Here is a 12,382-nt window from a genome sequence, read left to right as displayed (position 1 = left end):
GAATTCGCGCCGTTTTTCAGCGGAGAATTCTAATGCTCGCAATCATTGGCGGCACCGGTCTGACGCAGCTTTCCAGTCTCGAGATCGTCCGTCGCGAAGTCGTTCGCACTCCTTATGGCGAGCCCTCGGGGGCGCTGACGTTTGGCGCCCTGTGCAACACGCCTGTCGTGTTTCTTGCGCGGCACGGCTATGGCCACACGATTCCGCCGCATCAGGTGAACTATCGGGCGAACATCTGGGCGCTCAAGGAAGCAAAGGCCAGTGCCATCGTGTCGGTGGCTTCGGTGGGCGGCATTCGTGACGACTATGTACCCGGCGCGCTGGTGATCCCGGATCAGATCATCGACTACACCTGGGGCCGCAAGAGCACCTATTTCGACAGCGTCGACAAGCCCGTTCGCCACATCGATTTCACGCGTCCCTACGACGAGGCGCTGCGCCAGCGACTGCTTGCAGCGGCGGCGTCAGCTGGCGAGACCGTGTTTGATGGCGGCGTCTATGCGACCACCCAGGGACCCCGGCTCGAGACTGCGGCCGAGATCAACCGGCTTGAGCGTGACGGCGCCGACCTGGTCGGCATGACCGGCATGCCGGAGGCAGTGCTTGCGCGTGAGCTCGACGTGCCGTATGCGGCGATCAATGTCGTGGTGAACTGTGCCGCAGGGCGTTCGTCGAGCGAGCAGGGCATTCATTTCGACGATATCGAAGTGGTTCTGCAGGCTGCGATGGTGCGGGTGCACAATCTGCTGGAGCGTGTCTGCAAGGACTGAGCGTGGTGTAATGCTGCGCTGCTACAATCCATCGCTGTTCAATTCGCGTTGCGGAAACCCATGAAACGAATCGAAAACGCTTTCGAGCACCTGCTGTTTTCCAGTCGCTGGCTGATGGCACCGGTCTACTTCGGACTGGTGCTTGCCATGGTCGTTCTGCTGATCAAGTTCACCAAGGAAGTGTTTGGGATCTTTGGCAGCATCATGACCGCCACGGGTGGCGATTTGATCATCGGGGTGCTGTCGCTGGTGGACATCGCACTGATCATGAACCTGCTGATCATCATCATGTTCAGCGGCTACGAGAACTTCGTCTCCAAGATGGACGACCTGCACAGCCATCGGGACCGTCCGGACTGGATGGGGCACATCGGCTTCTCGGATCTCAAGATCAAGCTCATCGGCTCGATCGTTGCCATTTCGGGAATCGAGCTGCTCAAGGCCTTCATGAACGTCCAGAACCTGACTGACCGCGAGCTAGGATGGATGGTCGGCATCCACATCACCTTCCTGTTTTCAGGTGTGCTGTATGCGCTGATGGATCGCCTGCACGGCAGCAAAGGGCACTGAACGGTCGCCCGGCGCATCGATGTCTGCAAGCAGTCGGGGCGGCTCGTGAGAGTCGCCCCGACTGCGTTCACACCTGCAGTCTGTCGATGAGTTCCTGTTCGATACGCAGGACTCGCGCGTCCTGGGACAGTCCCCCTCCGCTAAGCAGGAAGGTGTCTTCGACGCGTTCGCCAAGTGTTGCAATCTTGGCGGTTTCGACGCTGACGCCATGCTTCGCCAGAATCTCCGCAACGTCGTACAGCAGGCCGGGACGGTCCGAAGCAGTGAGCGACAGGATGTGGTGGCGCCCGGCTTCGTCGGCGCGAAGGCTGACCTTGGGCGTGACCGGAAAGTGTCTGACCTGGCGCGAGACGCGCCCGCTTCCGGGCCGCTGCGGCTCGTCATGGTTCACCAGCAGGATGCTGAGTTCGTGCTCGATGAGGGCGACGATGTCGCGATAGCTCGCACTGCGCCCGCTGTCCTGCAGCATGAAACTGTCCAGCGCATAGCCGTGACGGGTCGTATGCACCTTGGCATCAAGAATGGTGAAGCCGAGCCGGCCGAAAAAGCCGGTAAGGCGAACGAAGAGATCCTTCTGGTCGCGGGCGAAGACCATGACCTGGACACCGTCCTCCTCGTCGGAGACGCGTGCCTTGACGACGGGCTCCTCTGCGTTCGGGCGGAAGTAGAGCACCCTGGTGTGCCAGGCAATCTCCTCGGGCGAATGGCGCATGAAGTACACCGCGTCCAGCTGGGCCCAGAGCGCATCTTCCACGCCCTGACGCAGGCCGTGGTAACGCAACAGGTGGCTTGCGTTCTCCTGGCGGTCGTCAAGCCCAAGCGCCTGTTGCGGCGTGGCGCCTCGGAGCAGGCGCTGGGTGGCGAAGAAGAGATCCTCCAGAAGCTTGCCTTTCCAGCCGTTCCATACCTTGGGGCTGGTGCCGCGAATGTCTGCGTGCGTCAGAAGATAGAGCGCGGTCAGGCGCCGCTCGTCACCCACGGTGGTTGCGAAGGCGTGAATCACATCCGGGTCGGAGGTGTCCTCCTTCTGCGCGACGTGCGACATGGTGAGATGGTGCTGAACCAGCCAGACGACCAGTTCGGCGTCATCCTTGTCGATCCCGTGATCGCGGCAGAAATCCCGCGCGTCGGTCATGCCGAGCTTGGAGTGATCGCCGCCACGGCCCTTTGCAATATCGTGGAAGAGGGCTGCGATGTAGAGCAGCCAGTAGCGGTCGAAGCCGAGGATGAGGCGGGTCATCAGCGGGTATTCATGCGCATGCTCCCCCATGCTGAAGCGGCGGACGTTGCGCAGGACCATGAGAATGTGCTGATCGACCGTGTAGGCATGAAACAGGTCGTGCTGCATCTGGCACAGGATCTTGCGCCAGGGCGGCAGGTAGCGCGACATGATGCCGTACTGGTTCATCTGCCTGAAGGCGTGAACGACGCCGCGCTTCTGGGTCACGATCTCCATGAAGAGGGCACGATTCTTTGGGTCGGCTCGGAACGCCGCGTTGACGCGCTTGCGATTGAGCCATACGGCGCGCAGCGTTCGCGCGGTCATTCCCTTCAGTTCGGAGCGCTGCTCCAGCAGCAGGAAGCACTCGAGCAGGGCGGACGGCGTGCGCTCGAAAACATTGTCATTGCGGATGTCCAGCAGTTCGCGAACCGCCTGAAAGCGGCTGTTGATGACGATCGCGGGTGAGTTTCGGTCCGGGAAGATCTCCGTGCCGTAGTTCTGCAGCAGGATGCCGTTGATCTGGGTGACCGTCTTCGCCGTAAGGTAGTAGCGCTGCATCAGGATTTCGGAGGCGCGCTTTGCGGCGGTAGCCTCGATGCCCATGATGTGGGCCAGTCTTTCCTGATGATCGAACAGCAGTCTGTCCTCGGCGCGGCCCGCGAGATAGTGCAGGCGGATCCGGACGTGCTGAAGGAAGCGTTCGACGCTGCGCAGGTCGCTCGCCTCCTCGCCGGTGATCAGGCGACGGCGGGCAAGTTCGCGCCAGTTTCGCCCTAGTCCCGCCGCGCGCGAGATCCAGCCCAGCATCTGCAGGTCGCGCAAGCCGCCGGGGCTCTCCTTGCAGTTGGGCTCAAGTTCGTAGGGGGTGTCGTGATAGCGGGCGTAGCGCTGCTCCTGTTCGAGCTGCTTGGCCTTGAAGAAGGCGCGAACATCGAGTTGCTCACGGTAGCGTTCGGTGAAGTCCTTGAACAGCTCGGCGTTGCCAGTGAGCAGGCGTGCCTCGAGCAGCGTGGTCTGCACCGTGATGTCGCCAAGCGACGCGTCGAGACACTCTTCGATGGTGCGCACGCTGTGCCCGATATCCAGGCCAACGTCCCACAGCGCCCCGACCAGCATCGACAGCTGGGACTGCAGTGCTTCGTCAGGGGGGGCGGGCAGGAGGATCAGCAGGTCTACGTCGGAGCAGGGGAAGAGCTCGCCCCGGCCATAACCGCCCACTGCGACCAGCGCAACGCTGGCCGGAATGCCGCTGGCCTTCCATAGCCGCCCGATCGTGCTGTCTACGAGCTTCGACCGGCCATGAAGCAGCTGGGCCGTGAGGGGGTGCGCTTCATAGGCGGCTCGCAGGCTTGCGTGTCCGTCGATCAGGTGCTGGCGTTCGTCGTTGATGGCTTGCTGCAGTGGATCGCTTGAGGTCAAAGTTGTCTTTCCTGCTGTGCGCCCTCAGGCGAATCGGTCTGCAACGAGTGCGGGCGGCGGCGGGCAGTTGGCGGACAGCGTGAGCACTTCGACGCCGGTCTCGGTCACCACGATGGTGTGTTCCCACTGCGCGGACAGGCTGCGATCCTTGGTGACGATGGTCCAGCCGTCGGGCAGCTCGGAAATCGCGGCTTTGCCTGCGTTGATCATCGGTTCGATGGTGAAGATCATCCCGGCTTCGAGCTCGACGCCAGTGCCCGGCTTGCCGTAGTGCAGCACCTGCGGTTCTTCGTGAAACTTGAGTCCGATTCCGTGCCCGCAGAATTCGCGCACGACGGAAAAACCGTTGCCTTCCGCGTGACGCTGAATGACGTGGCCGATGTCGCCCAGTCGCGCGCCCGGACGAACTGCTGCGATGCCGAGCCAGAGGCATTCGAAGGTCACCTGGCACAGGCGCTTGGCGAGAATCGAACCTTCCTTGCCGACGATGAACATGCGGCTGGTGTCGCCATGAAAGCCCTCGGGCGTAATCACGGTGATATCCAGGTTGACGATGTCGCCCTTCTTCAGCGCCTTGTCGCCCGGTACGCCATGGCAGACCTGATGGTTGATCGAGGTGCAGATCGACTTCGGGTAGGGCGTGTAACCCGGCGGCGCATAGTTGAGCGGCGCGGGGATGGTGTTCTGAACGTTGACCATGTAGTCGTGGCACAGGCGGTCGAGTTCGCCCGTGGTGACGCCAGGCTGTACAAAGGGCTCGATGTAATCAAGGACCTCTGCGGCCAGGCGGCAGGCGACGCGCATCTGTTCTATTTGCTCTGCGGTCTTTATCGTGATGCTCATGGTGGGGAAGAGGGGGTGTAAAAGGTCTCTAGGCTAGCGCATGCGTCCTCTGCGGGCAAACTCGACATTGCATCTTGGCTTGAGCGCTGTCATGTCTCAGTGCTATCATCACGGGCTTGTCTGCTTGCGCAGGCAAAATCCACACGCCGAATCGATCGGGGTCCGCATGCAGGTATTACGTCTGTTGCGGCGCAGGTGCGAAAAGCTTGTCAGGACGGGTGTCCGGCAGCGCTTCGCATCCGGTTCGGCGGAGGCTAACCCTAGATCTGGAGTTTCACATGTCAGTAACAATGCGTCAGATGCTCGAAGCGGGCGTTCACTTTGGTCACCAGACCCGTTTCTGGAATCCGCGTATGGCCCCGTACATCTTCGGCCACCGCAACAAGATCCACATCGTCAACCTCGAAAAGACGATGGTCAAGTACAACGAAGCCATGGACTTTGCCCGCAAGCTGTCGGCAAACCGCGGCACCATCCTGTTTGTCAGCACCAAGCGTCAGGCTCGCGAGATTCTCGCCGAGGAAGCACGTCGTGCAGGCATGCCTTTCGTTGACGAGCGCTGGCTCGGCGGCATGCTGACCAACTTCAAGACGGTCAAGCAGTCGATCAAGCGCCTGAAGGAAATGGAAGCGATGGTCGAAGACGGTTCCATGGAGCGTCTGAGCAAGCGCGAAGCCCTGACCGCCCAGCGCGAAATGGACAAGCTGCAGAAGAGTATCGGCGGCATCAAGGACATGGGCGGCCTGCCCGATGCACTGTTCGTGATCGACGTTGGTTACCACAAGATTGCCATCACCGAAGCCAAGAAGCTTGGTATTCCGGTCGTGGCCGTGGTTGATACCAACCACTCGCCCGAAGGCGTGGATTACGAGATCCCCGGCAACGATGACTTCTCGCGCGCCATCCGCCTGTACGCCCGCGGCGTGGCCGATGCTGTGCTGCAGGGTCGCAGCCAGGTGCTGCAGGAAATCGTGTCTGCCGGCGGCGACGAGTTTGTTGAAGTCGAAGAAGAGAACTCCCAGGAACAGGCCTGATCCTGCCTCGGGGTTGAAACGATAGTTTTCCGCGGCGGGCCGGTGCCCGCCGTGTGCTGTAAACGAACATTCAGGAGTTAGCATGGCGGAAATCACCGCAAGCATGGTCAAGGAACTGCGCGAGAAGACTGACGCGCCGATGATGGAGTGCAAGAAGGCACTGACCGAGGCAACTGGCGACATGGCCAAGGCTGAGGAAATCCTGCGCATCAAGCTCGGCAACAAGGCTTCCAAGGCAGCAGCCCGTGTTACCGCTGAAGGCATCGTCGGCACGCATCTTTCCGCCGACGGCAAGCTCGCAGCAATGGTCGAGCTCAACTGCGAAACCGACTTCGTCGCCAAGAACGATGATTTCATCGCGCTGGCTGCGTCGCTCGCGACCCTGATCGCCGAGAAGAACCCGGCTGATGTCGACGCGCTTGCTGCGCTCGAACTCAACGGCCAGACCGTCGAGCAGTTCCGTTCGGCACTGGTGGGCAAGATCGGTGAGAACATCACCGTGCGTCGTTTTGTTCGTATCGAAGCGAAGGGCTCTGTCGCCAGCTACATCCACGCCGGCGCCCGTATCGGTGTGCTGATCGACCTGGTTGGTGGTGACGAGCAGATGGGCAAGGATCTCGCGATGCACATCGCCGCGTCCAAGCCGAAGTCGCTCGACTCCACTGGCGTGCCTTCCGACCTGATCGAAGCAGAGCGTCGTATTGCGATCGAGAAGGCGCGCGAAGCCGGCAAGCCGGAAGCCATGCTCGAAAAGATTGCCGACGGTACCGTCCAGAAGTACCTGAAGGAAGTCACGCTGCTGGGTCAGCCTTTCGTCAAGGATGACAAGCAGACCGTTGAGGCGCTGCTCAAGTCGCGTTCGGCTTCGATTGCCAGCTTCACGCTGTATGTGGTTGGTGAAGGCATCGAGAAGAAAGTGAACGACTTCGCTGCTGAAGTGGCTGCCCAGGCTGCCGCTGCTGCGCAGAAGTAAGGAGCTTTGAAAATGACCGCTGCTGCTTACTCCCGCATTCTGCTCAAGCTTTCGGGCGAAGCCTTGATGGGTGATGACGCCTACGGGATCAACGAGGATGTGGTCAGCCGCATTGTCGCCGAGATCACCGAGGTGTCGCGTCTTGGTGTGCAGGTTGGGGTGGTGATCGGTGGCGGCAACATTTTCCGCGGCATGAAAGGCGCAGCGTCCGGTATGGACCGTGCCACGGCTGACTACATGGGCATGCTGGCTACGGTCATGAATGCCATGGCGCTTGCCGATGCCATGCGCCGGATGGGGCTCGAAGCGCGTGTTCAGTCTGCGCTTCGCATCGACCAGGTGGTCGAACCCTATATTCGCGGCCGCGCGATCCGTCACCTTGAAGAGGGGCGGGTTGTCATCTTTGCCGCAGGTACGGGCAACCCCTTCTTCACGACCGATACGGCCGCTGCGCTTCGTGGTGCCGAGATTGGCGCCCAGATCGTGCTGAAAGCCACCAAGGTGGACGGTGTGTATACGGCTGATCCGAAGAAGGATCCCGCTGCCCAGCGTTTTCACCGCATCAGTTTCGACGAGGCAATCGGCCGCAATCTCGCAGTGCTGGATTCGACCGCATTTGCACTTTGCCGAGACCAGAAGTTGCCGATCAACGTGTTTTCGATCTTCAAACCGGGCGCACTCAAGCGTGTGGTCATGGGTGAGGACGAGGGCACACTGGTTCATTCCTGATTCACGAAAGGACAACCATGATTTCCGAAATCAAGAAGACGACCGAACAGAAAATGAACAAGTCGGTCGAGGCACTCAAGCTCGACCTGGCCAAGGTGCGCACCGGTCGCGCACACACGGGCCTGCTCGATCATGTGATGGTCGAGTACTACGGCAGCATGGTGCCGGTCAATCAGGTCGCAAACGTCACCCTCATCGATGCCCGTACCATCGGCGTTCAGGCCTGGGAAAAGCCGATGCTGGCCAAGGTCGAGAAGGCGATTCGTGATTCCGATCTGGGTCTCAACCCTGCGAACATGGGCGAGATCATCCGCGTTCCGATGCCCGCGCTGACCGAAGAACGTCGCCGTGACCTGACAAAGGTCGTGCGTACCGAAGGCGAAAGCGCCAAGATTGCGGTGCGCAACCTGCGTCGTGACGCAAATCAGCAGCTCAAGGATGCCGTCAAGGAGAAACTGATCTCTGAAGACGACGAGCGTCGCGGCGAGGACGAAATCCAGAAACTGACGGATCGCCACGTTGGCGAGATCGACAAACTGCTCGCGCAAAAAGAGCAGGAGCTGATGCAGATCTGATCTGCCACAACCGAATGGCCCGCCAAGGGCCATGCGTGGAGTCCATTGATGGCAGATTCTGGCTTTACCAGTTCCACCCGTGCCGTTCCGGCAGCCAGCGGCGTGCCCCGGCACATTGCGATCATCATGGACGGCAACGGGCGTTGGGCGAAGAAGCGATTCATGCCGCGCGTCGCCGGCCACAGCCGGGGCGTCGATACGGTCCGCGCTACCATCCGGTCCTGCATGGATCGGGGGGTCGAGTACCTGACCCTGTTCGCCTTCAGTTCCGAGAACTGGCGCCGTCCCGCCGATGAAGTCTCATTTCTGATGCAGCTGTTCATCAAGTCGCTGCAGAAAGAGGTGGATCGCTTGCACGAGAACGGTATTCGCTTCCGTGTGATCGGAGATGTCTCCCGTTTCGACAGGAAACTGGTGGATGTGATCCATGCAGCCGAAGCCCTGACTGCAGGCAATACCCGCTTCAACCTCACGATCGCGGCAAACTACGGCGGTCGCTGGGACATTCTTCAGGCCGTTTCAAAAGTACTGGCCAAGCATCTGGGCGAAGAGTTACCCGTCACGGAAGAGGCGCTTGAGGCCGAGCTGTCGATGAGCTTCGCGCCCGAGCCGGATCTTTTCATCCGTACCGGTGGCGAGCAGCGCATCAGCAATTTCCTGCTCTGGCAACTGGCTTATACCGAACTACACTTCACCGATACGCTTTGGCCCGATTTCAATGCCAAGGCGCTTGGCCGTGCCATCGAGTCCTACCAGGGGCGTGAACGCCGGTTTGGTCGCACCAGCGATCAGGTGAAGGATGCTGCAAGTGCGGGGCGTCATGCTTAAAACGCGGATCATCACTGCGTTCATTCTGCTTTTCGGTCTGCTTGCTGCCGTGTTCATGTTGCCCGCCTCGCTCTGGCTCGCGTTCTGCGCGCTGGTTTGCGGCGGGGCCGCGTGGGAGTGGGGCGGACTCGCACGCTTCGCCATGCCCGGTCGCACGATCTTTGCGGTTCTGACCGGCGTGCTGTGCGGAGTGCTCGGGGCATTGTCCGGACTTGGTGGAGCGTCGACGCCTGTTATCGGCCTGCTGGCGCCGCTTTATCTCTCCAGTGCGCTTTTCTGGCTGCTTGCCATCCCCTTCTGGTTGCGGCTGAAATGGCGCCTGTCGAGCGCTGGCATGGCCATCGCGGTAGGGCTGGTGGTGATGGTGCCGCCGGCGCTGGCGCTGGCGCATCTCCGACAGCTCGGTCCATGGTTGCTACTGGCGATCATGGCAATGGTCTGGGTTGCCGATATTGCCGCCTATTTCAGCGGTCGCGCATTCGGGCGGCGCAAGCTGGCGCCCGGGATCAGTCCTGGGAAGACCTGGGAAGGTGCGTTCGGCGCCGCTGTGGGCGTAAGTGTTTTCGGCTACGTGCTGCTCTTTTTCTTTGCCGCTTTCGATACGCCGGGATGGCTGTATACGGCTGCCTTGCCCTTGCTGCTCGCATTTACCGCGGTCAGCATCATCGGTGACCTGTTCGAATCGCTGCTCAAGCGTCAGGCCGGGATCAAGGACAGCGGTGCCATCCTCCCCGGTCATGGCGGTATTCTCGATCGCATCGACAGTCTCACTTCAACCCTGCCAATGGCAGGCCTGCTGGCCCTTTGGCTCGCACGCTGACAATTTGACCCTTCATGCCTGACTCACGTCTGCAGCACGTCACCATTCTTGGCGCCACTGGTTCGATCGGCGTCAGTACGCTGGATGTCATCGGCCGTCACCCCGAACGCTATGCGGTCTTTGCGCTCACGGCCAATCGCCAGGTGGACAAGATGGTTGAGCAGTGCAGTCGCTTTGGCCCGCGCTATGCGGTGATGGTCGATGCTGACGCGGCGCTGCAACTGCGTGCACGGTTACGCGCGGCCGGTTGCGCAACCGAGGTGCTGTCCGGCGCCGCTGCGCTTGCAGAGGTCGCGGCCGCTGCCGAGGTTGACGCGGTCATGGCTGCAATCGTCGGCGCTGCCGGTCTTGAGCCTACGCTTGCAGCGGCACGCGCAGGCAAGAAGGTGTTGCTGGCGAACAAGGAAGCGCTGGTTCTCTCCGGGCAGCTGTTCATGGATGCGGTTGCGGCATCAGGGGCCTGCCTGCTCCCGATTGATAGCGAACACAATGCGGTTTTCCAGTCCCTGCCCGTCAGCTATCAGCGCAATCCGGGTGCGAGCGGTGTCCGGCGCATTCTGCTGACGGCCTCAGGTGGTCCCTTCCGAGATTCGGCGGTCGAAGATCTTGAGCATGTCACGCCCGATCAGGCTTGCGCGCACCCGAACTGGGTGATGGGGCGCAAGATTTCCGTCGACTCGGCCACGATGATGAACAAGGGGCTCGAAGTCATCGAGGCGCACTGGCTGTTTGGTGCGTCGGCGGACCAGATCGAAGTCGTAATTCATCCGCAGAGCGTCATCCACTCGATGGTGGATTACATCGACGGCTCGGTGATCGCCCAGCTTGGCAATCCCGACATGCGCACGCCGATTGCCCATGCACTGGCGTGGCCTGAACGGATCGATTCCGGCGTTGGGGCACTCGATCTGGTCGAGATCTCGCGGCTGACGTTCGAGCGTCCGGATCTCGAGCGATTTCCCTGCCTTGCCCTGGCATACCAGGCCTTGCGTGCAGGTGGCGCCGCACCCGCCGTGCTCAGCGCTGCAAACGAAGAGGCCGTGGCCGCATTCCTGGACGGAAACCTCGGATATCGGCGTATTGGCGATGTTATTTCTGCGACGCTGGAACGTGTCGGGGTAATGGCGGTCGATTCGCTGGAGGCAGTTCTGGCTGCAGATGCCCATGCGCGAGAAATCGCCCGAGACCAAATTACCAAGCGTGCCATGACCCGATGACCCTGTTTCACTACCTGATTCCGTTTGCCCTCGCACTCGGCCTGCTTATCCTGGTCCACGAACTTGGCCACTACCTTGTCGCGCGGTGGTGTGGTGTGAAAGTGCTTCGCTTCTCCATCGGGTTCGGCAAGCCGCTGGTGGTCAAGCGCGCTGGTGCTGACGGGACGGAGTGGGCGCTTGGCGCGTTTCCGCTTGGCGGCTACGTCAAGATGCTCGACGAACGCGAGGGTTCGGTTGCCGCGGACGAACTTCACCGGGCCTTCAATCGCAAGAGTGTCTGGCACCGGTTTGCGATCGTCGCGGCTGGTCCGCTTGCGAACTTCCTGTTGGCCATCGTGCTTTACTGGGGCATTTTCGTCGTCGGCACTGACGAACTTCGTCCCCGGATCTCGACCGTGGAGGTCAGTGACGCTGCGAGCTCGAACCCGGCACAACTGGCAGGCATTCGCGACGGGGATCTCGTTGTCGCGATTGACGACGAGCCCGTGCAGAGCTGGCAGGATCTGCGCTGGGTTCTTCTGCGCCATGCCCTCGACAGTAACAAGGTGAGCCTGCGCATTCGAACGCTCGAGGAAGTCGAGACCATGCGCACGCTGGATCTTGCCGGTCTGGATATCGATGACAGCAGCACGGACCTCATCGCACGGATCGGTCTGCGCCCATGGCGACCGGAGATTCCCGCTGTCGTTGGGAGGCTGGTCGACGACGGTCCCGCCGCTCGCGCCGGTCTGGTGGCGGGCGACGAGATCATCGCGATCGACGGCGAGCCCATCGGATCGTGGGGTGAAATGGTGGCGCAGGTGCGCGAGTCTGCCGGGCGCGAGCGTGTGTTCGGGGTGAAACGCGACGGCGTGGAGCGCAGTTTTGCCATCGTGCCCGACGCGGCCTCTGAGAATGGCGAAAGCATCGGACGCATCGGCATTGCGGTCGCGGAACCGGTGCTTGGCGGGCTGACGATGTTCGCCGAGGTTCGGTACGGCATCGTCGACGGCCTTGAGAAGGCCGTGCGGCAGACCTGGGATACCAGCGTACTCAGCCTGCAGATGATCGGACGGATGTTCACCGGTGAGATCTCGTGGAAGAACCTGTCCGGGCCGGTCACGATTGCGGACTATGCGGGGCAGTCGGCGCAGCTTGGACTGGGTCACTACATCAAGTTCCTGGCGCTCATCAGCATCAGCCTGGGAGTGCTCAACCTGCTACCCATCCCGGTGCTGGATGGCGGGCATTTACTGTATTATGTGATCGAAATCATCAAGGGCGGTCCCGTCTCGGAACGTGTCATGGAGATCGGCCAGCAGATCGGCCTTGCGCTCCTTGTCATGCTCATGGCATTTGCCTTCTACAACGACATCAATCGTCTAATCTCCGGCTGAATAACC

12 protein-coding genes are annotated in these 12,382 nt (G+C 61.1%); 10 read left to right on the top strand and 2 right to left on the bottom strand.

What is annotated here, in order from left to right:
- Positions 1–32: 32 nt before the first annotated feature.
- Positions 33–770 (top strand): S-methyl-5'-thioinosine phosphorylase, encoded by a 738-nt coding sequence (locus AC22G6_RS08645; protein WP_487366448.1) that lies wholly within the window; start codon positions 33–35, stop codon positions 768–770.
- Positions 771–830: 60 nt separating this feature from the next.
- Positions 831–1,340: a TIGR00645 family protein gene (locus AC22G6_RS08640; RefSeq protein WP_108948321.1), complete on the top strand. Its 510-nt coding sequence runs from the start codon at positions 831–833 to the stop codon at positions 1,338–1,340.
- A gap of 67 nt (positions 1,341–1,407) precedes the next feature.
- Here the strand turns inward: AC22G6_RS08640 and AC22G6_RS08635 are convergent, their stop codons facing one another.
- Both AC22G6_RS08635 and map read right to left on the bottom strand, forming a co-directional pair.
- Positions 1,408–3,981, bottom strand: a complete 2,574-nt coding sequence (locus AC22G6_RS08635; RefSeq protein ID WP_487366447.1) for a [protein-PII] uridylyltransferase — start codon at positions 3,979–3,981, stop codon at positions 1,408–1,410.
- Positions 3,982–4,005: 24 nt separating this feature from the next.
- Positions 4,006–4,824 (bottom strand): type I methionyl aminopeptidase, encoded by an 819-nt coding sequence (gene map, locus AC22G6_RS08630; protein WP_487366446.1) that lies wholly within the window; start codon positions 4,822–4,824, stop codon positions 4,006–4,008.
- A 278-nt stretch (positions 4,825–5,102) separates the two neighbouring features.
- On the opposite strand from map, the gene rpsB reads away from it, so the two are divergent.
- From rpsB to rseP, 8 genes are all read left to right on the top strand, one after another.
- Entirely contained in the window at positions 5,103–5,858 is a 756-nt protein-coding gene (gene rpsB / locus AC22G6_RS08625) for a 30S ribosomal protein S2 (RefSeq protein ID WP_487366445.1), read from the top strand.
- 82 nt (positions 5,859–5,940) lie between these two features.
- Positions 5,941–6,831, top strand: a complete 891-nt coding sequence (gene tsf / locus AC22G6_RS08620) for a translation elongation factor Ts (protein WP_487366444.1) — start codon at positions 5,941–5,943, stop codon at positions 6,829–6,831.
- 12 nt (positions 6,832–6,843) lie between these two features.
- A complete protein-coding gene (pyrH, locus tag AC22G6_RS08615; RefSeq protein WP_108948316.1) occupies positions 6,844–7,560 on the top strand; it encodes a UMP kinase in 717 nt (238 codons plus the stop codon).
- A 17-nt stretch (positions 7,561–7,577) separates the two neighbouring features.
- Positions 7,578–8,135, top strand: coding sequence for a ribosome recycling factor (gene frr, locus AC22G6_RS08610; protein WP_108948315.1), 558 nt, complete (start codon positions 7,578–7,580; stop codon positions 8,133–8,135).
- Between the two features lie 48 nt (positions 8,136–8,183).
- Positions 8,184–8,963 carry a polyprenyl diphosphate synthase gene (gene uppS / locus AC22G6_RS08605; RefSeq protein WP_487366443.1) on the top strand — a complete coding sequence of 260 codons (780 nt, stop codon included), beginning with the start codon at positions 8,184–8,186 and terminating at the stop codon, positions 8,961–8,963.
- The gene (locus AC22G6_RS08600) at positions 8,956–9,783 is read left to right on the top strand and encodes a phosphatidate cytidylyltransferase (protein ID WP_487366442.1); all 828 of its coding nucleotides are present in this window, start codon (positions 8,956–8,958) and stop codon (positions 9,781–9,783) included. The genes uppS and AC22G6_RS08600 overlap by 8 nt, the downstream gene beginning before the upstream one ends.
- 14 nt (positions 9,784–9,797) lie before the next feature.
- Positions 9,798–11,000 carry a 1-deoxy-D-xylulose-5-phosphate reductoisomerase gene (gene ispC / locus AC22G6_RS08595; protein WP_487366441.1) on the top strand — a complete coding sequence of 401 codons (1,203 nt, stop codon included), beginning with the start codon at positions 9,798–9,800 and terminating at the stop codon, positions 10,998–11,000.
- Positions 10,997–12,376: an RIP metalloprotease RseP gene (rseP, locus tag AC22G6_RS08590; RefSeq protein WP_487366440.1), complete on the top strand. Its 1,380-nt coding sequence runs from the start codon at positions 10,997–10,999 to the stop codon at positions 12,374–12,376. The genes ispC and rseP overlap by 4 nt, the downstream gene beginning before the upstream one ends.
- Positions 12,377–12,382 lie beyond the last annotated feature (6 nt).

Source organism: Parazoarcus sp. PS-13 R2A, assembly GCF_057621855.1.
The sequence above is the reverse complement of the archived record's forward strand: the minus strand, read 5'-3'. Positions and strand labels throughout refer to the sequence as shown.

Excerpts from the sequence above, each read along its gene's own strand:
- AC22G6_RS08645 (WP_487366448.1), top strand. The coding sequence starts at position 33 with ATGCTCGCAATCATTGGCGGCACCGGTCTGACGCAGCTTTCCAGTCTC.
- AC22G6_RS08640 (WP_108948321.1), top strand. The coding sequence starts at position 831 with ATGAAACGAATCGAAAACGCTTTCGAGCACCTGCTGTTTTCCAGTCGC.
- map (WP_487366446.1), bottom strand. The coding sequence starts at position 4,824 with ATGAGCATCACGATAAAGACCGCAGAGCAAATAGAACAGATGCGCGTC.
- rpsB (WP_487366445.1), top strand. The coding sequence starts at position 5,103 with ATGTCAGTAACAATGCGTCAGATGCTCGAAGCGGGCGTTCACTTTGGT.
- tsf (WP_487366444.1), top strand. The coding sequence starts at position 5,941 with ATGGCGGAAATCACCGCAAGCATGGTCAAGGAACTGCGCGAGAAGACT.
- pyrH (WP_108948316.1), top strand. The coding sequence starts at position 6,844 with ATGACCGCTGCTGCTTACTCCCGCATTCTGCTCAAGCTTTCGGGCGAA.
- frr (WP_108948315.1), top strand. The coding sequence starts at position 7,578 with ATGATTTCCGAAATCAAGAAGACGACCGAACAGAAAATGAACAAGTCG.
- uppS (WP_487366443.1), top strand. The coding sequence starts at position 8,184 with ATGGCAGATTCTGGCTTTACCAGTTCCACCCGTGCCGTTCCGGCAGCC.
- AC22G6_RS08600 (WP_487366442.1), top strand. The coding sequence starts at position 8,956 with ATGCTTAAAACGCGGATCATCACTGCGTTCATTCTGCTTTTCGGTCTG.
- ispC (WP_487366441.1), top strand. The coding sequence starts at position 9,798 with ATGCCTGACTCACGTCTGCAGCACGTCACCATTCTTGGCGCCACTGGT.
- rseP (WP_487366440.1), top strand. The coding sequence starts at position 10,997 with ATGACCCTGTTTCACTACCTGATTCCGTTTGCCCTCGCACTCGGCCTG.